Annotated in this window: 15 protein-coding genes; 9 read left to right on the forward strand and 6 right to left on the reverse strand. The window is 54.9% G+C overall.

Annotated elements, in window-relative coordinates; all coding sequences use genetic code 11:
* The first annotated feature begins 19 nt into the window (after window positions 1-19).
* The gene (locus tag V8G57_RS02120; RefSeq protein ID WP_342827981.1) at window positions 20-8,464 is read left to right on the forward strand and encodes a two-partner secretion domain-containing protein; all 8,445 of its coding nucleotides are present in this window, start codon (window positions 20-22) and stop codon (window positions 8,462-8,464) included.
* Entirely contained in the window at window positions 8,461-9,129 is a 669-nt protein-coding gene (locus tag V8G57_RS02125; RefSeq protein ID WP_342827982.1) for a hypothetical protein, read from the forward strand. Before V8G57_RS02120 ends, V8G57_RS02125 begins: the two co-directional genes overlap by 4 nt.
* A gap of 776 nt (window positions 9,130-9,905) precedes the next feature.
* Here V8G57_RS02125 and V8G57_RS02130 read toward each other — a convergent pair.
* The 5 genes from V8G57_RS02130 to V8G57_RS02150 all read right to left on the reverse strand — a co-directional run bounded on the left by V8G57_RS02130 (window position 9,906) and on the right by V8G57_RS02150 (window position 15,073).
* Entirely contained in the window at window positions 9,906-10,658 is a 753-nt protein-coding gene (locus V8G57_RS02130; RefSeq protein ID WP_342827983.1) for a DUF2894 domain-containing protein, read from the reverse strand.
* The gene (locus V8G57_RS02135) at window positions 10,651-11,301 is read right to left on the reverse strand and encodes an OmpA family protein (RefSeq protein ID WP_342827984.1); all 651 of its coding nucleotides are present in this window, start codon (window positions 11,299-11,301) and stop codon (window positions 10,651-10,653) included. The genes V8G57_RS02130 and V8G57_RS02135 overlap by 8 nt, the downstream gene beginning before the upstream one ends.
* Complete coding sequence (locus tag V8G57_RS02140) at window positions 11,301-13,469, reverse strand: DUF802 domain-containing protein (protein ID WP_342827985.1); 2,169 nt, start codon at window positions 13,467-13,469, stop codon at window positions 11,301-11,303. Before V8G57_RS02140 ends, V8G57_RS02135 begins: the two co-directional genes overlap by 1 nt.
* Entirely contained in the window at window positions 13,466-14,212 is a 747-nt protein-coding gene (locus V8G57_RS02145; protein WP_342827986.1) for a DUF3348 domain-containing protein, read from the reverse strand. Before V8G57_RS02145 ends, V8G57_RS02140 begins: the two co-directional genes overlap by 4 nt.
* 480 nt (window positions 14,213-14,692) lie before the next feature.
* A complete protein-coding gene (locus V8G57_RS02150) occupies window positions 14,693-15,073 on the reverse strand; it encodes a hypothetical protein (protein ID WP_342827987.1) in 381 nt (126 codons plus the stop codon).
* A gap of 227 nt (window positions 15,074-15,300) precedes the next feature.
* Between V8G57_RS02150 and V8G57_RS02155 the strand changes: the two genes are divergently transcribed.
* Both V8G57_RS02155 and V8G57_RS02160 read left to right on the forward strand, forming a co-directional pair.
* On the forward strand, window positions 15,301-15,585 hold the full coding sequence (locus V8G57_RS02155; protein ID WP_342827988.1) for an HU family DNA-binding protein: 285 nt from the start codon (window positions 15,301-15,303) through the stop codon (window positions 15,583-15,585).
* A 56-nt stretch (window positions 15,586-15,641) separates the two neighbouring features.
* Complete coding sequence (locus V8G57_RS02160) at window positions 15,642-16,397, forward strand: septal ring lytic transglycosylase RlpA family protein (RefSeq protein WP_342827989.1); 756 nt, start codon at window positions 15,642-15,644, stop codon at window positions 16,395-16,397.
* 61 nt (window positions 16,398-16,458) lie between these two features.
* On the opposite strand, the gene V8G57_RS02165 is transcribed toward V8G57_RS02160, so the two are convergent.
* Window positions 16,459-16,704, reverse strand: a complete 246-nt coding sequence (locus V8G57_RS02165) for a GlsB/YeaQ/YmgE family stress response membrane protein (protein WP_342827990.1) — start codon at window positions 16,702-16,704, stop codon at window positions 16,459-16,461.
* Between the two features lie 246 nt (window positions 16,705-16,950).
* Here V8G57_RS02165 and V8G57_RS02170 point away from each other — a divergent pair, with 246 nt between their 5' ends.
* From V8G57_RS02170 to V8G57_RS02190, 5 genes are all read left to right on the forward strand, one after another.
* Entirely contained in the window at window positions 16,951-17,253 is a 303-nt protein-coding gene (locus V8G57_RS02170; RefSeq protein WP_342827991.1) for a hypothetical protein, read from the forward strand.
* Between the two features lie 100 nt (window positions 17,254-17,353).
* A complete protein-coding gene (locus V8G57_RS02175; RefSeq protein WP_342827992.1) occupies window positions 17,354-18,040 on the forward strand; it encodes a YiaD family glycine zipper/OmpA-like lipoprotein in 687 nt (228 codons plus the stop codon).
* Between the two features lie 108 nt (window positions 18,041-18,148).
* Window positions 18,149-18,301, forward strand: a complete 153-nt coding sequence (locus tag V8G57_RS02180) for a hypothetical protein (protein WP_342827993.1) — start codon at window positions 18,149-18,151, stop codon at window positions 18,299-18,301.
* 174 nt (window positions 18,302-18,475) lie between these two features.
* Window positions 18,476-18,790 (forward strand): D-Ala-D-Ala carboxypeptidase family metallohydrolase, encoded by a 315-nt coding sequence (locus V8G57_RS02185; protein ID WP_342827994.1) that lies wholly within the window; start codon window positions 18,476-18,478, stop codon window positions 18,788-18,790.
* Between the two features lie 42 nt (window positions 18,791-18,832).
* The gene (locus tag V8G57_RS02190) at window positions 18,833-19,321 is read left to right on the forward strand and encodes a hypothetical protein (RefSeq protein ID WP_342827995.1); all 489 of its coding nucleotides are present in this window, start codon (window positions 18,833-18,835) and stop codon (window positions 19,319-19,321) included.
* The last annotated feature ends 51 nt before the right edge of the window (window positions 19,322-19,372 follow it).

The following is a 19,372-nucleotide window of genomic DNA, read 5'->3' on the forward strand; positions in this document are numbered from 1 at the left end:
AAATAAATCAGGGAATGTTATGAATCGCTCGCTCCGTCAATTGCTGTCCCGTCTCGATCAATCGCATCTGTCCACCGCATTACGCCTTGAACTGCCAGTTGATCGATCGGAAGCGATGGCGCAGAGCATGCTTGGCTTATCGCAAGACGGAGCGCCCCAAGTGCGGTTATGGCAGCGGGTAGTTGCCGCGGCGGTCGCAATGACATTGTGGCTGGCGCCTTTGCAGGTGACCTGGCAAAACGCGACGCAATCGGCGGGTCAATTGGCGGTCAGCGCGGAGCTGCAGCAGGCGAGGAACGCAACGGTTGACTGGCAATTTTTTGCAGGGCAGTTGAAACAGGACGTACTGGAAGCACAGCACAGCGGCAACTGGGGGCCGCTGCAAGCGCAGCTGGAACAGCATCTCCCCGGGATGACGCGCGCGCTCATGGCGCAGATGGAAACGGCCTTGCCGTCGGTGCAATTTGGACTGCACAGCGCCATGGCTGCGCCGATCACCGACCCCAATGCGCCGATCCGGTTTCAGCCCCAAGTCACCAGCAGCACCGGTCCTGGCGGTAATGTACCCGTGGTGAATATCACGCAGCCGAACGCCAATGGCATCTCGTTGAATCAATACAGTGCCTTTAATGTTGACGCTGTCGGCCTGATTTTAAATAACAGCTTGACCGCAGGTGGCAGTTTGTTGGGTGGGAATGTCGCCGCCAATCCATTCTTGAATGGCCGCACGGCGACCCAGATTATCAACCAGGTCACCAGCCAGGGCGGTCCAAGCAATATCTTTGGCACCATTGAGGTGTTTGGCGCTCCAGCTTCAGTGATCGTGGTCAATCCGAATGGCGTGAACTGCACGAGCTGCGGTTTTGTCAACGCTCCGCATATCACTCTGACCACAGGCATGCCGCAGTTTCTGAGCGGCCCGGGCGGCAGTGTCACCTCTTTCGACAATGCCGCCGCGCTGTCTTATGACGTGCAGGGCGGCCGGATTCAGATCGAAGGCTTGCCGGGCGCAAACGGCACTCCGGGGAGCGGTATCGAAGGTACTGTCGGCTCGATCGATCTGATCGCCGGCAGCATCGGCATCAATGCGCCGTTGTATGCTGGTCAGCAAATTAATCTGATCAGCGGCCAGCAGGTTGTGGCTCAGTCGCAGTCGGGACAGGGCAGGGCTGGCAGCGACTATCAGGTCAGCAGCAATGGTCCCAATACCGCCGCCAGCAATACTTCTGCACAAAACGCCCTGCAGATCGACGCCAGCGCCTTCGGCGCGATGACGGCGGGGCAGATCAAGGTGATCGGCACCAGCCAAGGGCTCGGCGTGCGCAACGATGGCACGTTGACTTCCAGCGTCGGCGCACTATCGATCGACGCCAATGGCGATGTCCGGGTCGGCACCACCTACGGCAAAAGCACTGTCGACATCACGTCGACCGGCAATGTCACGGCCAACGGCGACAGCCTGGGCGAACAGGGACTCAATATTGGCGCCAACGGCAATGTGCAAGTCAACGGCAGCATGCAGTCTCATCAGAACGTCAACCTGCAGGCGGGTGGCAATATTACCGGCACCGGCGGGGCGGTGGCCGACAACAGCATTACGGCTACAGCTGGCAACTCGATTAACCTGGGCGGTACAGTCCAGGCCGGCAATGCGCTGAACTTGACCGCGCAGGGACACGACGGCACCGGTGACATTATCCTGGGTGGCAGCGTTACCGCACCCAACCAGACCGCGATCAATGCAGCACGCGATATCACCATTGACGGCAGCATCACCAGCGCCACCACATTGGCGCTGGCCGCAACCCGTAACCTGACCATCAACGGCACGGCGGGATCGGTCGGCGACTTGAGTCTGCAAGGCAAGCAGGGCAGTGTCACGACCGCGGGCAACGTGATCAGTTCGAGTGGCAACGTCAACGTCTTGGCGAACACGGATGCGAATCTGGGTGGCCAGGTCTATGCGGCGCAAAGCGCGCAATTGCAAAGCCAGAACGGCAGCATCACTGTCGGCGGTACGCTGGCAGCGCAGCAGCAGGTGAATGCGACCGCAGCGAACAACGTTACTTTGGGCGGCAGCACGCAATCCGGCGGTAATGCAAGCATCACGGCAACCAACGGCAGTGTCGCACTCAACGGCGACCTGACTTCCGGCGGCGCGGCGCAAGTGCAAGCGGGGCAAAACATCACCGGCACGGGCAAGCTGACGGCGCTCACCGATACGGCCTTGACGGCAGGTCAGGCGATCGCGATTGGCGGCCAGCTGCAAACGGGCGGTAACCTGACTGCGACCGCCGGCCAAAATGTATCGTTCGCAGCGGTCACCGCTGGCGGCAATACTGGCGGCAGCGCCAATCTGCAAGGTGCCAACGTCACCTTGTCGGGACCAACGACAGTCGGCAATGCCAGCGGCGGCAATTTGACGATTGCTGCCAGCCAGGACGCCACCTTGGGTGGACAGACCCAGACCACGGGCACATTGCAAGTTGCGGCCGGTCGTGATATCGCGGTCAATGGCGGCACGCTGTCGAATGGCGCGACGACCTTGAACGCGACGCGCAACCTGGGTGTCGGCGGTACGGTCATCGCTTTGGGCGACACCGGCCTGACTGCACAAACCGGCACGTTGAGCACGACCGGCAGCGTGCTGGCCTTGTCCGGACTGAATGCCGCCTCCGGCGGCGATTTGACCCTCGGCGGCCAGGTCTACGCACAAAACGCGGCCGTTCTGCAAAGCCAGCACGGCAATCTGACCGTCGCCGGCGACGTCAATGCGCAAGACAGCTTGCAGGCGACTGCAGCGAATAACGTCACCTTGGGCGGCAATACCCAGGTCGGCAAAGACACGACGATCACAGCGACAAACGGCAATCTGAATCTGGCGGGTAACCTGGCCGGCCACGGCGCCGGTACATTGACTGCCGGCGGCAGCATTGCTGGTGCAGGCAATACCCAGTTTACGAACGACGCCCAACTGACGGCCGCCAAGGATATCGCACTGGCCGGCACGGTCGGCGTGGGCGGCAATCTGAACGCAACCGCCGGCAACGGCCTGGGCATGGGGGCGACCACGGTGTTGGGCAATGCGACGCTGGCCGCCACGCAGGGCAATGTCGCCCTGAACGGCGCGACGACGACGGGGGGGAGTCTGCAAGCTAGCGCGGGTACCGATCTGGTGGCTGCCGGCGCCGTCAATAGCCTGCAAAACATCAGTCTGAACGCTGGCCGTAACTTGACCACGCAAAGCACCGTCGGCGCAAGCAGCAATCTGACTGCCAGTGCCGGCCAGGCGCTGGCATTGAATGGCGTCACCACCAGCCTGGGCAATGCGACCCTGAGCGGATCCAGCATTGCGACCGGCGGCGACTTGAATGTCGGCGGCACCTTGCAAGCCGCCGCGCGAAACAACCTCAATTTGACAGGCGGCTTGCTGACAGTTGGCCGGGACGCCAATCTAACCGGCGCTGACGTCACGCTGGGCGGCGTAGCGAGCGCCACCAGCATCACGGCAGCCAATCCGCATCCGGTGAATGCAATCGGCGGCAACCTGACAGCGACCGCGAGCAACAGTGTCACGACCGACAACGTCGGTGTCGTCAAGGGCAATGCGACCTTGAACGGCGCCAATAGCGTGACCAATAACGGTAACTGGCTGGCGGCAGGGGATGTCAACGTCGCCACGCAGCAGGCCATCAACAGCGCCGGTGCGGCCCTGCAATCGTTGGGCACCGCTACTATCAACGCGACCAATCTGACCAATGCGGGCACGGTGTATGGCGTGAACACCAATGTCAATGCCGCCAATAGCATCGTCAACAACAATGGCGCATTGCTGGCGCGCGACAATTTAAATTTGGTGACCAATACCTTCGCGGCGAATCAAGGCGGTTTGTTGTTCGCGGGCGACACCAGCGCCGTATCGACGGCGCCGCCGGGTTCGGGCAATGTCAGCCTGACCGTCAATGGCGGAGCAGGCAGCTTTAATAATGCCGGCGGCCAGATCCTGGCGTCGAATAACGTGACCTTGAAGTTGCCAAATCAAAGTATCGATCCGACTGCGGCGAGCTTCGGCGCCGTCGACCTGAACGGCACCTTGACCCTGATTGCGAATACGATCAATGTGAACGGCAACTGGAACTTGCCGGGATCGGGCTTGAACCTGCAGGCGGTCAACGGGTTGACCAACAGCGGCACGATCCAGAAATCCGGCGATATCGCCATCAGCGCCGCTTCCTTTACCAACAGCGGCAGCGTCATTTCAGGCAACGATGTGACCTTGAATGGCGTTGTCGCCAACCAGGCCGGCGGGGTGATTCACGCCGACCGCGATGTCAACCTGGGCGGTACCGTCACCAACGCCGGTAAAGTGGAGGCGGTGCGCGACGTCAATCTGTCCGGCGCCAGCTATGACAACACAGGCGGCACCACCACGGCCAACCGCGACGTGAATGCCACACTGGCAGGCAGCCTGACCAATGTCGGCAGCAGCATCACGGCTGCCAACAACGTCAACATCAACGCCGCGTCGGTCAATAATGATCGCGCAGCGCCTGTAGATCTGCAAAACGTCACCACCACCGTCAGCGACCCGGCCTTGTTGTTGTCGACCGTGATCGGCACCGACCCGGTCCTCGTCTCCGACGGCAACTCCAATGGCACGAATGGTCCGACCTGGATTTATGTCCCGCAAAACGTCACCCTGGGGGACTTGAGTCCCAATTTGACCACGGGCACGGTCAAGGCGACCGGGCTCGGCCCGATCGGCCCCGGTGGTACCGCGTACTTTGCTGGCGACAATCCTCAATACCTCTACAGTGGCCCGTCAGTCACGCAGATACTGGCCTTGCCGACGGTGCAAACGACAGTGCAAAGCCAGACCAACGGTCAGCAGGGCCTGATCACCGCCGGCAACCAGGCCAGCATTACCGCCAATAGCCTGTCCAATCGCGGCAGCACCATCAGCGGCAACAATGTGGTGTTGAACGTGCAGAGTCTGGACAACGGTCGTTCCGATACGATCATCACTTCCAAAACCACCACCTCGGTCAACCAGGCCGAACTCAGCAATTTCATGGCGCAGGTGATCGCGATGGGCACGACTATTGTCGGCGATGCCAGTCCGCCTTGCCCGGGTGAAGCGCAGGGCGGTTGCACCTCGAATGTCCAGCCATTGACGCTGACGCCGATCCCGGCTGCCAGCATCGTGGCGCCGAGCACCGGCGGCACCACCACGGCACTGGGCGTGCGCGGGCAGATTGTGGCGAATCAGGATGTGAGCATCAGCGGCGGCAATCTGGTCAATGCCGGCAATATCGTCGCAGGCCGGGATATCACCTTCAATGTGGCAGGCCTGACCAACCAGGGCGAGAATAGTTACAGCGTCCTGACGCAAGGCACGCTGGTAGTGGCAAACGGCGACAACTTCAATCCCTTGTCGCAGAGCGTCGCCATGGCACAAGATCCGGCGACGATCGTGGCCGGCCGTAACCTGGCGATCAATGCCGGAAGCGTCGTCAACAACAATGCCAACCTGGCTGCCCTGAGCAACGTCACCATTACCAGCCCGGGCACGGTCAGCAATCAGTCCGGTTCGATCCAGGCGACCAATGGCGACGTCAGCATCAATGCAGCGACCTTGAATAACGTGCGCAGCGGCGGCACCGTGGGTGTGCAGTCGCGCCAGACCACGTTTGCCGGGCAAACCGTCGCCGACCTGAACCAGGACTTCTTCGGCGTCACAGAGCAAGCCGAAACGTCGCAGGCGGGCGTCATCAATGGCGCGCGTAATGTGACGATCAACAGCGCCACCTTGAATAACACCGGCAGCCTGATCAATGCCGGGCAAAACGCCAATATCACGGTCACCAGCGCCCTGAACAACAATGCCGATGTATTGGCGGTGACCAGTTATCACAGCCATGTCGAAAACCATTGCAGCCTGGGCTCATGCGACCATGTTCGCGAAAACGATCCGGTCAACAACAATACACCGAATCAATCCAACAGTATCATCCAGGCCGCCGACAGCCTGAACGTCAATGGCCAGGGCGGTCAGTACGCCGCATTGCAGAACACCGGCACTATTACTGGTTACCAAGTCAATCTGACCGGCAGCAACATCACCAACGGTTATACCAATCCGCAAGTCATGACGCCGGCAGGTTCTACGCCGAAAAACGTCATTCCGCTGGGCCCGATCGGTGTGCCAACTACAGCGACCAACGCCCAGAATGGGGCCAACCAGGCTGCCGGCGCAGTGGGCGCTACGGGACAGGTAAATGCCAATCCCAATGTGGGACCGCAGGCACCGGTGCCGACCACAACTGCCAATGGCAGCAACGGTAGCGGCAGCACCGCAACGGGGGCGATCGGCAGCCAGGGTTTCGCGACGGCGCCGACCTCGACTGTCGGTAACGGCAATTTCCATTTTACGGCCGGAACACCTGCGGGGCAGAGCGGTTTGCCGACGCAGGCTAGTACCAATGATCCAAAATATGTGATCACCAATCCGGCCAGCAGTGTGCTGGGTGGATTGACGCCGCAGGTGTTACTGAACAATCTGCCCTCGGCATTGCAGCCGAATGGCAATGTGCCGTTCTACTTCGATCCCTTTACCGAAAGTCAGCAGCTGCAACAGGCTGCATTGGCCCAGACCGGCAATGCCAGTTTTGTGAGTGGTGTGCAATGGGATAGTAAAACGCAGGTCAGCCTGGCCGATCAGCAAAAGGCGGTCCTGTACAGCAACGCGATCAACTACGCGACGCAGAACAATATCCAGTTGGGGCAAGCGCTGTCGCAACAGCAAATCAACGAGCTGAATGCGCCGATGCTGTGGTACGTCGAACAAACCGTGCCAGATCCGAGCTGCACTGCGACCGGAACATCACAGTGTGGCACGATCAATGCACTGATGCCGCAGGTCTATTTACCGCAAGCCACGCAAGGTGCGTTGGCAGGTGGTGTCATTCAAGGTAACCAAGTCACCCTAACGGCAACCGGCACCGGTGACACTGATCATCCAAACGGCACTGTCACCAATACCGGTTACATCAGTGCCCAGCAATTGATCATCAATGCGCAACAGCTCAATAATGAAGCGCGTAATGCCGACATCGGTGTACAGACGATACGCACCGACAAGCAAGGCTATACAAAACTGACTGGCGACGCTGTACAGCCGGGAGGCTTCCTCTCAGCCGCCAGTTATCAGTTCAATGTTGATCGTGTCAACAGTATTAGTGGTCAGTTCCAGCAACTTAATGCTGATGGCACCGTAAATCAGGCCGGTAGCCAGGCTTTGCTGGACAGTCTGCAACGCCAACTTGATGGTGGCTTTACTCAAAGTACTGCACAAGATCATATACAACAGGAATGGGTGCAGACCAAGAAGGCAGATTCGACAGCCACGATCATAATCATAGTAGCGGCGGTTGCATTAGCGATTGTTACTGCCGGCGCTGCGGCCGCAGCCGTTGGGGCGATGCAGCAAGCAGCCGCTGTGAGCATGCTTGATGCGGTTGCTGCAGGGGCGACCTTTACGGAGGCAGCCGCAGCTGGTGGCATTATGGCTGGTTCAGCTTTTGCTGTAGGTGGTGCCGCCAATTTAGCTATAGCTGGGGCACTGGGAGCTATGGCGTCTAGCACGGTGACGCAATTGGGATTCACGGGAACACTTAATGCTGGAGATATTTTGAAATCTGGTGTGGCAGGTGCTATCGGTGGTGCTGTGACGGGAGCATATGGAAGTACTTACGACGCCAGCCGATTGCTGGCGACAACTGCTGCAGGATGTGCGAGTGCTGAGTTGAGTGGGGGAGATTGCAAGAGTGGGGCTGTGAGTGGTTTTGCGACAGCAAGCATAGCGTGGGCTGCGGATGCTATGCGGCAAAGTCAGGTTGTATCCTCTCAGCAATTTGCGGGAGTTTCTGATTCTAACGATCCAACTGGAAAGTTGATTTCAAATGCTACTGGTCCTAGTGTTGGCGTAGATGGGGACGGATACAAAATAGCTGGAACTCGAGTTAGTTTCGATGACCTGAAAAAGTATGGGAGAGTTGACGTAAATTCTGACGGGACATGGACTTTTACAGGAATAGGCACTAACCCAGAATCGTCTGCACCGTGGACGCTCCAGGAAGCATTAACGAAAGAGGGTGGACTCACTGGGGGTGCGCAAGGATTGCCTGGGACGCTCAAAAATATTCCATACCAAGCTGGAAGTTTTTTCGATAAATTGCTTGAATCATTTGCTGGAACCCACGATTTCTTGGGGAGTGGTTTCTACGATCAACAAGGGAATTTGCAGGCTAATTTGACAAGTTTTCAGCGCAAATGGTTTGAAATGCAGACTATTGTTGATATTCCCATTGCGGCACCATTTGCAGTATCCACACTTTTGAATCAATATGGAGTGAATATTGATATCCTTAAAAATCAAATTAATAACGCCGAGAAAAAACCATGATTTTCAATAGCGAGATAAGTGCTTTATATTTTCTTCGGGAAAATATATTGTTAAAAATAAAATCGGGGATTTTATTACTTCTTTGTACTGGTTGTACTTTTCAAAATGTTAGATATTTATCGATAACTAATCCAGAAACGAAAACAGAGGAAACAGGAACTGTTAGTGGCATTAGAGGAAGTGAGACTACATTTAAAAGATCTGGGGTGACCGTAAATATAGAATCCAATAGCGTTAGTTCAGGAAAGAATCTAAGAGTCACTCTTTCCTCAGACGGCGCGCATAGTGCGATTGTTAACGCAGATTGTTTGTTTGTTGAAAAAAATACTGGATGTGTTAAGTCTAATGTGAATTATTACTATAGCTTGTTTCGAGATGACCAAGAGTGGAAATTGAAAACACACAGCCAGAACGGAACTAGTTATACAAAGGTGGAGTCACGAAAGACCCCTTCAGTTGATCTAAATTTCAAATATGTTTTTATTGATAATTGGAAAAAAGGGACTCCGATTTATACTTTTCTTGTTGCCGTAGATGTGCCACCAAATGCGAAGTATCTCAATTTAAAAATTACACCAATAAAAATTGATGGTGTCGATGTGGATTTTCCCGAGATTAAGTTAAATACGATCGAAACGGTAACTTCTACTCCCATTATTTATTAGGACGTGTTGACATTCAGAAAAGAAATTTTTCGATAGTTGTCACAAAATCCTGTTAACTTTCTGCTGATAACTCAAACTCCTCAAATTTAGTCAATTCGAGGGGGGGTATCTGCTTTATGCCGGAGATTTTCCGAGCACGATATCCGCATTCAGTGGATCCCCGTCTCTCCGCCTGTAACAATAGTAGGGCCCGAACAGCCCACGAGCGACATGAAAGAGCTAAATGGACGGAAAATCAAAGAACAAAGACGGGACATGGAATCACGAGGCATTGCAAACAGAGCATAGAGTGCTTGTCAATTCTGGGAGCCTCGCACCAATCCGTACGCTAGCCACCAAATATGCCGTTTCTGTCACGACGATTAAAATGGCTCTGGCCGAAAATAATGCAGTGGGACTAAACGACAATTTCCCGATTCCGAACAGTCGCGACCCATTTCGGCGCTGCCGAATTTAATTTTTGGACTGATTTGATGGTGGGTCCTAAGCGTCGTGGATGGACGCGAATGACGATCGAAATGATGCAAGTGATCGTGCTCGGTCGCGGCGGGTGTTCGTTTGCGTGCTGAATTGACCCATTCCGTTTGACCCTCCCGCCATTAAAGCCAGGGTCAGGTCTTGCAATGCCACATTTCATGTTCTAGCGGCAAAGCCTGGGGCAGATACCGTCTTGAGTAGTAAACCCGTTCGTCAAATGATGTGTCATTGCAAGACCTGCCCCTGGTTTTCTTGACGCAAGCTACTCGCTCTTTGGAATGATGGAGAATTTGCGCACTTCATTGCGCTTTATTTTTTCCCGCCTTCGCTACCTGGCGTTTTTTGGGCTTGTCCAATTTTTCTTTCTCGCATTGATCGAGACATAACAAGGTATCCGCGTAAGACATGAACCGGTTAAGATAATCGGGTGAGATATCGCGCATCAATGCCAGTGAGCGCAGCACCAGCATGTGGGAATTAATCGGTCCGGCATTTTTCGGAGCTTGCTCAAGTGCTTGCGCCATCTGTTTGTCGACGCTCAGTTTTGACCAGGTATCTCTGAAATTCCGTATGGTTTTCAGTTCGGAGCGCGCTCCGACATTTCCCTCCAAACGCGCATCGGCATTTTCCGGAGAATGTTGCTCAAGTTGGCGCACCAGTGCGCTCAAAGATGCGCATTGTTCGCGGGTCTGCAGAGTAGTGATAAATCGTCGTAATTCTTTGAAATTGCCTGTGGCAAAAAGTCGCTGCAGATCGTCGGCCGCATGCGGATATTGCTGCATACTGCGGGCGACGGTTTCCTTGGCATCGCCTTGGGCCAAATCAAAGCGCTCTTTAAACGCCGTCAGCGCTTGCGCCAGCTTGGCATCGAGCATGCGTTTGACGCTCGCCCGATGCGCTATTGCGCGTTTGGCCAGCGCTTCAATATAGTGCAGGCGCACGGGGTCGAACTGGTCCGCGCCTGCTGTGCGCAGGGAAGCGATCAGTGTGTTGAAATCAGGGGATGAATCCAGTGGCGCATCCGTGATTTCCCTGCGATCCGCTTCATTCATGGGACGGCGTTTTTGCGTGGGAGGTTTTCGGTACGGGCGCCATTTCCACGCGCCGGTTTTGCGCGCGCGCGGTATCATCGGTGTTGGGCCTTACCGGCTGCTCGGCACCAAACGCTGCCGCAAATACCATGGAAGGTGGCATCCCTTCGTCGATCAAGGTGCGGGTAACTGTCAACGCGCGCTGGGCCGATAACTCCCAGTTGTCGGCGAAGGGGCCGCCGCGTATGGACTTGTTGTCGGTAAACCCGCTCACCATCAGCAGTTCATCGCGTGCCGTCAGATAAGCCCGTAGCGGGGTGACAAGGCTATTTAATAGTTGCCGACCTTCAGGCTGCAACTGGTTCGAATTGAGTGCGAACAGTACCTGGCCACTGATGCCAATACGCCCGTTGTTTAGCGTGATGCGCCCCGATGCCAGCGGAATCGCGAGAGCTTTTTCCAGGCTCATGCGGCGCTGCTCCTCGACCTGGCGCTTTTTCACTTCGTCTTGCAGGTGCGATGTCAACTCCATTTGAACACTCACCACGCCGACCAATATCAGCACAAAAGCGCCCAGCAAGCCTGACATCAGGTCGCCAAAAACGGCCCAGACCGGCGCCGTGTGTTCCATGCCGGCGTCGCTGTCATCCACGCTGTTATGCATTATTTGACCTCGTCAGCCAACAAAGCTTGCTTGGCCGGGAACTGGCGCAGCTCTTCAAAAATTTCTTTTTGCGACATCATGCTCAAGTCGATGATTTCACGCGCCTGGGCGACGTAATAGGCGAGTTGTTCGTCGCTTCTCAGCATGGATTTGTCCATCGCGCCTTCAATGCGCTGCAGGTTGGCGATCAGCTTTTCATTGGCCTCATTGAACGAGTGCACGGCAAAACCGAAGGCTTCACTCAGGCTCGATACGTCGACAGCGCTGCTGGTGACATGCGCGGCAATGTCGGAGAGTTTTGCGGTCTCGACGGCGACATTGTCTGAAAACGCACTGCCGGCAGCATTGAGCGCCACCGCGGAGGAAGCCACCAGGGAGTCGATCACGGCGCGCTGTTCAACGGAAGCATGATTGATCGCATTGAGCAGGGCATTGAGTGTCTCCATGATGCGGCTGCGTTCCTCCAGCAGCTCGTTGTCGCGCGCAACGCTGGTGGAGATTTCCTGGCGCAATTGTCCAATGACTTCCGCCGCGGCGCGCGGGGCTTCCGAGGCCGTTTGTATGAGTCGCGTGATCGGTTCTTCCAGCGCGGTGCCCAGCGTGGTCAAATGACTTGTCAGCGCAGTTTGCAACTGGCCCAGCCGTTCAACCGCCGCATTGCCACGCAAGACTTCTTCCTCTTTGAGCGCGCTCAGTTCGGTACGCAACACCCCGGCCAGTTGATTCATGCGTTCGCTGTGCTGCTCGATCCATTGCGCTTCGGAGGCGATGCGGGATCGCATCAATTCTTCAGCGCCAGCGATCAAGCGCGTTGTTTCGGCTAGCGTATTGCTGGCGCTGGTCTGCGCATGTTCGGTGATGTGTTGCGCGGTCTGAGTCAAGGTGTCGCAAATTTGCTGCTGCTGAGTAAGCGTTTGCGTGCTCGCTTGTTGCAATTCGTGAGCGAGCGCCGCCGCCATGGCTTCTAACGATTGCGTCCACGCCTGCTGCCGCTGTTTGTCGCGCTCTGCCTGATTGGTCTGCAGGTTGGCGTAGGTCTCTCCAACCTTAGTTACGAGGGCGCCTGAACGCTGCTCGAATGTTTCGTTGAATGCGTCCAGTGAACGGCCCAAGCCGGTGACCATGCTGCTACTTGCCTGTTCGTGGCTCCTGAGCGCCGCCGTCCAGGTTTCGGCTACGGTGGCGGCGGTAACGCTGAACCGTGCAGAAAGTCCGTCAAGTTGCGTCTGCGCCGCATCGGCCACACGCTCGTGCATCAACTTCGCTTCACTTGCGATCCCGCTCATCGCCGCCTCGACCACGGGTTTGATACTTTCGCCGGCAGCATGCGCGCTCTGGCTCAAGCTCTCGCGCAGGGATTGATCTACTGCGGATGCCAGATCGGTGTACACGCCTTTGACATTGCTGTGAAATTCCTCCTGATTGCTGAGTAAGCGCTGATTCAGCTGTTGGCTCGTGGCCTCCATTTGCACCATCATCGCCTGCAATTTATCGACTACCTGAGGCAAGGCCTGAGATTGCAACTGCAGCGCCTTGAAGGTTTCCTGACGCTGATGTGTGAGTGAAAAGCGGCGCAATACCGTCGCAATCCTGGTGTCCAGTAGCTGCGCCGCCAGCATTCTTTCGCGTCGGCAGAGCGCCGACATCAGGCCCAGCATCGCAGATGCGGCAACCCCTGCTACCGAGGTGCCGAACGCCAGCCCCAATCCCTTGATCGGCACGGACAGTGCAGAGCGGATCGCCTCAAGATCGGTGGTTTTTTCCAATGCAAACACTGCGCCGTTGAGGGTGACGACCATTCCCAAAAACGTGCCCAGCATCCCCAGCATCACCAGCAGCCCGACCAGATAAGGCGTGAGGGCGGGGCCGGGCAAGCCGACACGCTCGCCCTCGATGCGCAAACGCACGGAGTTTTGTAGTGAATTATGCACGCGGTCGAGCCAGCCGCCGAGTTCCGGCAGGTTTTCAGGAATTGCCGCCAGCGCGGCTGCCAATGTGGATGTCGCCCGACGAAACTGACGTAGTTCGAACGCTCCGAACACATAGACTACGCCAATGACAGCCGTCATCGCCAGCGCCAGAAAACTGGAGTGGATAAATCCGACTCCCATCCAAACGACTCCAAGTGCGCCCAAGATGAAGGCGACTGTAAATAAATATCTATTCATTGCGTATCTTTGTTATTGAATGCTTCGAGGAGACCCATCGCCGGTTGTAAGCGAAGCTCCATTTCAGCCAGCAGCAGCATTTGCATGTCATTGGAAAAACGCGCCAGCCAGGTTCCGGCTTGCGTCCAACTGGCAGAGTTGTCTGCCTGCTGAGTATCAACCAGCATCTGCTGATGTGTTTTGTACAATTGCTCGAAACGTTTTTTAAGAAGCACCGGCACCTTCGAGAGCAATTTACTCTCGCGATCGCGCAGTATTCCTTCGAGCGCCGCGTCCAGGTCGGCAAGCTTTTTGAGCCTTGGCGACACCTTTGCAAGCGCTTCCCGGACATTGACCCGCAGGGGCTGAATGCGCAATTCCATGTCCCGTTGATGCGTATCATAGAACCGGCGATACGGTGCGTAGGCCGCCGCAAGGTCCATCGGCAGTTCGATGTGCGTCTTGTCCAAGTTAAGCGAGCAGCTTTTCATGATCGAATTGATCAAGCTAGTCTGTATCCGGTGGAATTCGATACCGACCTCAGCGCCCAGGGGAAGTTGCACTTCGTGCTGCATTTTCGGCAGACTCGTAATGCTGTCGCTGTGCACAGCAGATAGGGTGATTGCGTCGGTAAAATGAATCCACAGGCCTAGTTTTTCTGCAAACGCATTCTCGGGCTCGGCAGCATCCACAATGGCCAAGTCAGCGAGACAACGAATTAATTTTGAACTGTGGAAATTTGTACGCAGTGATACTCGCGTCATATGCAGTGCAATCAAAATCGAAAAAAGCAGGAAGGCTAGCAGTTCGCGCAGCTATTCGCATAAACACACGTTTTGGTCCTGCTCCAGCAAATCCGAGCTACTTTCTGTGGACATTTTATGGCGCACGTAACCTTGTAATTATATCGTGGAGGAGTAGGAAACTCAAACAAGTAGGAAATGCAAGCTGTGCTTCCGCATGAAGATGCGTGCTGCGTAAGCCTTTCCGGCTGAGCCTTATGGCGGAACCCCCAGCAATGATGCACGCTCCGCGGTATCCCACGTGGCAAGGTTGCGGACATTTTTAAGACTGATTTTTTGGTATGATTCTTTTGAGTAATACGAGGTCTTGCCATTCAAGACGGTATCTGACTCTGGTTTTTCGATCGGCCATTTTTTTGATCGACTTATGATTTGGCCGGCGATGTAAAAAAGGCCCTGCAATGCTGCAGGGCCTTTTTTCATATCAGTGAATTTTTATGGTTATGCTGCTTTTTTCGCGGTAGCAGCAGCTGGTTGTTTGTGATGTTTCTTTGCATGCTTTTTATGTGAATGGACTGTCGCTGGCTTGTCATTGACCACGGCCTTCTGAGCAGGAGTAGGAGTACTCGCTGGCAAGGTGCCAACGCTAGCTGGCAAAGCACCAAGGGAAGATGTTTTGGCATCTACTTTAGCGGCAGCCGCTGACGTTACATTGTTTGCGGTGTTCGTGGCTGCCGTTTTAGCGGTTGTGGTTGCCGAGGTTTTAGCTGCGTCGACTGCACCATTGGCCATTGTATTGACGTCGGCTTTGGCCGGCATTTGCGCATATGCAGTGCCGATGGCAAAAGTTGCGATAGCGACGGCGGAGATCAGCTTTTTCATGGTGTATCCATCCTTTGATATTTATATGCAGGCATTTCCTGCATGCTCCAGTAACGTGAGCGGTGGGAATGTGTTGACGCAACAATGTAAACAATTGAAAAATCTCCTTTTTGATCAGCGTTCCTTCATCGCATTGCAATAGACTGTGCGTCAAATTATGACGCTCAATTTAATGGGCATAAATTGCTTGCATTTATAAATCGCAATTTTTTAAAGGGAGTAACGCGATGAACAAAACTGAATTGATCGACGCCATTGCTGCGGATGCAGAAATCTCGAAAGTCGGTGCGCAACGCGTATTGGATTCCGTCATTAACCAAGTGGTCAAGGCGGTGACCAAAGACGATACGGTGCAATTGATCGGATTCGGTTCGTTTTCCGCAGGCAAGCGTGCCGCACGCGTTGGCCGCAATCCACGTACGGGCGAAGAGATTAAGATTGCTGCCGCCAAAACTGTGAAATTTGCAGCCGGTAAGGGATTCAAAGATACCGTGAATAAAAAGAAGAAATAATGTCAGGTCAGCCTCTTGATAGTACTCCAGGGGCTTGCTCGTTTTGGCCGCCATTCATGATTGTCGGCTTTCTCATTTCATTTCTGGTCGCTTGTGCCGTCATCCCCGCCAGGGCTGACACGATCTCGGTCCCACTTTCCGTACAGGGAGTCTCAGTGTCGGAAGATGTGCCGGGAATCGACAAGCCGTCTCCTGATTCGGACGCCGTCTCTCATTCGTCTTTTTCCGGCGAATCGATATCGCCGTCAGCGCCTGATATATCCAATGGTCGGTACCTGCTGCCCGAGCAAGCAGTACCGTCCAATCAAAATTTTCATCTTGATGAGGGTATGCACCTGCGCTCCGATGTCGGCACCATTGCCCAGCGTGGCACAGCCTCTTGGTATGGTCCGGGCTTTCATGGTCGCAAATCGGCGGACGGAGAACGCTTCAATATGTATTCGATGACTGCGGCGCATCCGAGTCTGCCGCTGCTCAGTTGGATACTGGTGCGTAATATCCGCAACAACAAGGTAGCGTTGCTCAAGGTGACCGATCGCGGGCCGTATCGTGGAAAACGAATTCTCGATGTCTCCTACGCTGCGGCGAAACAGCTAGGTTTTATCCATAGCGGTATGGCGCAGGTCGAAGTTCGTCAGTTGTCGCAGAGTGAGGTCAGTTGGGTGCGTCGCCAACTCGATGAGGGAGTCAATATATTGACCCAAGAAGACTCCAGTTCATCGCTAAGGAGCGGCGATGAATCGGCAGTTAAAGTACAGCAGGCGATTCAACCAGAGGATAAATATTCGAATCGGTCAGATCTTCAAAAATAGTGGGAAAACCCACAGTCATGCGGGTATTCCAAAAGAATTAAACTTCAACCCCGCCATTCATTCAAGCGCGTTTGATAAGCCGCAGAATAAATAGCAAGATGATTGCTCCTGCGGTAGCAGTGATGATTGATCCGATAATCCCGCTGCCGATGTGAATGCCTAATACGCCAGCTAACCAGCCACCGATAAAACCGCCGACGATGCCGACGATGATGTCGACCAGCACGCCGAAGCCGCCGCCCTTCATTACAACTCCCGCCAGCCATCCGGCGATTGCGCCAACTATCAACCAAACGATAAGACCCATATTGTTCCTTTTTAAATTGATTATGGTCGAACTACACAGCCACAATAGCGTAAAACGTCATGCTGGAAAAAGCATATCGTGAGCGGAAAGCGTTAACAATTGTGTCTTCTTCCGATATCTGGGATGACTCAGTCAACTGGAGTACTCCTCCTCTCGTTTTGGATGGACTGGACAAATGATTAGCCGTATGTTTTTTTGCGGCTGTTTTCCAGGAACATTCTTATAACGATTTTCTGGAGTAACGCTATGAAATTTTCCCTTGCCGCAACGGCAGTTATGAGTCTTGGAATTGCTCTTTCCAGCGGAGCGCAAGCCGTCAATGTTGGCATCAATATTGGCGTACCTGCTCCAGTGGTTGTCGCTCCGGCCCCAGTGATTGTGGCAGGCTGGCATGGAGATCGTTACTACGACGGTCACCGATACTGGGAGCGGCGTGAATGGGAAGAGCATCAACGTCATCATGGGGATCACGATAGGGACCGCCGCGGGGATCGTGATGAGGATGGTCGTCATTGCCCGCCAGGACATCAGAAAAAAGGCGAGTGTTGAAGATCCCTTCGGCACAGCTCATGACGACATGAGCCATAAATTTTCCAAAAATTAGAAACAAGCTGCATCAACACATTCATTTCATAGTAGAGGATAGATCATGAATCAATTCAAAATAGGCGCTCTGGTTTTGGCCGTTACCGTGACAGCAACTGGCTGCGCTGATATGTCCGAGACGCAAAAGGGAACTGCAATGGGGGCTGGGGCCGGCGCTGTGCTGGGCGGCCTTGTAGGCGGCATTGCTGGCCCTGGCGGCGCCAAACGGACGGCTATCGGCGCCGGGATTGGTGCGGCAATCGGTGCGGTAGGCGGCAATATCTGGTCGAACCGCATGGAAGCTCAGAAGAAGGCCATGGAGCAGGCAACTCAGGGAACTGGCGTGCAAGTCAGTCAGACAGCTGACAACCGTTTGAAGGTGAACATTCCTGCGGATACCGGCTTCGCTACCGGTAAGGCAGACCTCAATCCGACTTTGCGTCCGGTTCTGGACCAGTTGGCATCCAGCCTGGCCCAAAATCCTGCGGCCCTGGTTGAAGTCTATGGGCACACAGACAATACCGGCAACGATGCTATCAATGGCCCGCTGTCACGCCAGCGCGCACAAAATGTCAGCAACTACCTGAGTAGCCGCGGCGTTGCGTCAAATCGTATCACGTCGGACGGTCTGGGTTCGAGCCAGCCTCTGGTCGCCAACGACACGGCGGCCAATCGTGCCATTAATCGTCGCGCCGAAATTTACGTCAGAGAGCAAACACCTCCGCAGCAAGCGCCGCAAGCTGCACGCTAGTCTCGGCGCAAGAGCAAATATGGCGGCTTGTCTTACTTGGTCGGCATACAAGCCAAAGTTGGTATCTTGAACGAAATCCAGTCCTTGATGACTGGATTTTGTTTTGGTATGGGAAATTCCCACATTCGTGACGTGCGCAGCGGCGGCACCGTGAGTGTGCAGTCGCGCCAGACCACGTTTGCCGGGCAAACCGTCGCCGACCTGAACCAGAACTTCTTCGGCGTCACAGAGCAAGCCGAAACGTCGCAGGCGTGCGCGTAATGTGACGATCAACAGCGCCACCTTGAATAAAGCCAAGGTCAGGTCTTGCAATGCCACATTTCATGTTCTGGCAGCAAAGCCAGGGTCAGATGCCGTCTCGAATAGTAAGCCTGTTCGTCAAATAATGTGTCATTGCAAGACCTGACCCTGGCTTTCCTCTGACCCTGGCTTTCCTTGGAGCTGGTACGCGTCCTGGTTGGTAAGCCAATCTTCGTATCGAGTGGCTATCGTTCACCAGCGGTGAACAGGATTGTTGGTGGTGCCAGCAACGGCGCGCATGTGTTGGGCTTGGCGGCAGACATACATTGCTCCGGCGTCACGCCGAAACAACTCGCCAATGCCATCAAAGTCAGTGGTATCGCCTTTGATCAGCTCATATATGAAGGCACTTGGGTACATATTGGCCTATCGGACGGAACGCCGCGTCAACAGGTACTGACAGCCGTATTTGATAACGGCAGGGCATCGTACCTAGTGGGGATTGCATGAATCTCTTGACCACTATCTTGCTTGCCGGCGTGGGTTCGGTGGTTGACGTTAATTTCAGCTGCCGCAGTGTTCGGCACCATCGTCTATAACAAGGGCAGGCAGGTAGAAGGGGAGAAGCACATTGCTTATCTCGCTGATCAGTCCGCACGGACCCTCAAGATCGCCAAGGCGCAACAGATGGTCGTGACGCAAACACAGATCAAGTATGTCGACCGCATTAAAACCATTATCGGAAAGGGAGAAACAATTGAAAAGCAAGTGCCGATCTACATCACACAAGCGGATAACGCTCGCTTTGCTGTCAATATCGGCTTTGTGCGCTTGTACGACGCCGCCTGGTCAGGTGAGGATCCCGGACCTGCCGTCGATTCTGACCGAGAACCCGCCGGCGTTTCGTTTGCTCAGGTCGCTGCCGTTGACGCCCACAATGCCACCAGTTGCAGGGCCAGCCGAGAATTGGCGTTAGGGCTACGCGAACATTACATGCGTCTGCAAGTGGCCACAAATCCTATATTAGGAATAGTAAATTAATTCCAAACGCCTATTGACCATAACGAAACGATACGGTATCGTTTCGTTATG

The organism is Collimonas rhizosphaerae (assembly GCF_038896935.1).
Taxonomy (GTDB): domain Bacteria; phylum Pseudomonadota; class Gammaproteobacteria; order Burkholderiales; family Burkholderiaceae_D; genus Collimonas; species Collimonas rhizosphaerae.

Coding starts and splice junctions, on each gene's coding strand:
- V8G57_RS02180 (WP_342827993.1), top strand. CDS start 18,149: ATGGGAAATTCCCACATTCGTGACGTGCGCAGCGGCGGCACCGTGAGT.
- V8G57_RS02125 (WP_342827982.1), top strand. CDS start 8,461: ATGATTTTCAATAGCGAGATAAGTGCTTTATATTTTCTTCGGGAAAAT.
- V8G57_RS02145 (WP_342827986.1), bottom strand. CDS start 14,212: ATGACGCGAGTATCACTGCGTACAAATTTCCACAGTTCAAAATTAATT.
- V8G57_RS02170 (WP_342827991.1), top strand. CDS start 16,951: ATGAAATTTTCCCTTGCCGCAACGGCAGTTATGAGTCTTGGAATTGCT.
- V8G57_RS02130 (WP_342827983.1), bottom strand. CDS start 10,658: ATGAATGAAGCGGATCGCAGGGAAATCACGGATGCGCCACTGGATTCA.
- V8G57_RS02140 (WP_342827985.1), bottom strand. CDS start 13,469: ATGAATAGATATTTATTTACAGTCGCCTTCATCTTGGGCGCACTTGGA.
- V8G57_RS02160 (WP_342827989.1), top strand. CDS start 15,642: ATGATTGTCGGCTTTCTCATTTCATTTCTGGTCGCTTGTGCCGTCATC.
- V8G57_RS02155 (WP_342827988.1), top strand. CDS start 15,301: ATGAACAAAACTGAATTGATCGACGCCATTGCTGCGGATGCAGAAATC.
- V8G57_RS02165 (WP_342827990.1), bottom strand. CDS start 16,704: ATGGGTCTTATCGTTTGGTTGATAGTTGGCGCAATCGCCGGATGGCTG.
- V8G57_RS02135 (WP_342827984.1), bottom strand. CDS start 11,301: ATGCATAACAGCGTGGATGACAGCGACGCCGGCATGGAACACACGGCG.
- V8G57_RS02150 (WP_342827987.1), bottom strand. CDS start 15,073: ATGAAAAAGCTGATCTCCGCCGTCGCTATCGCAACTTTTGCCATCGGC.
- V8G57_RS02175 (WP_342827992.1), top strand. CDS start 17,354: ATGAATCAATTCAAAATAGGCGCTCTGGTTTTGGCCGTTACCGTGACA.
- V8G57_RS02120 (WP_342827981.1), top strand. CDS start 20: ATGAATCGCTCGCTCCGTCAATTGCTGTCCCGTCTCGATCAATCGCAT.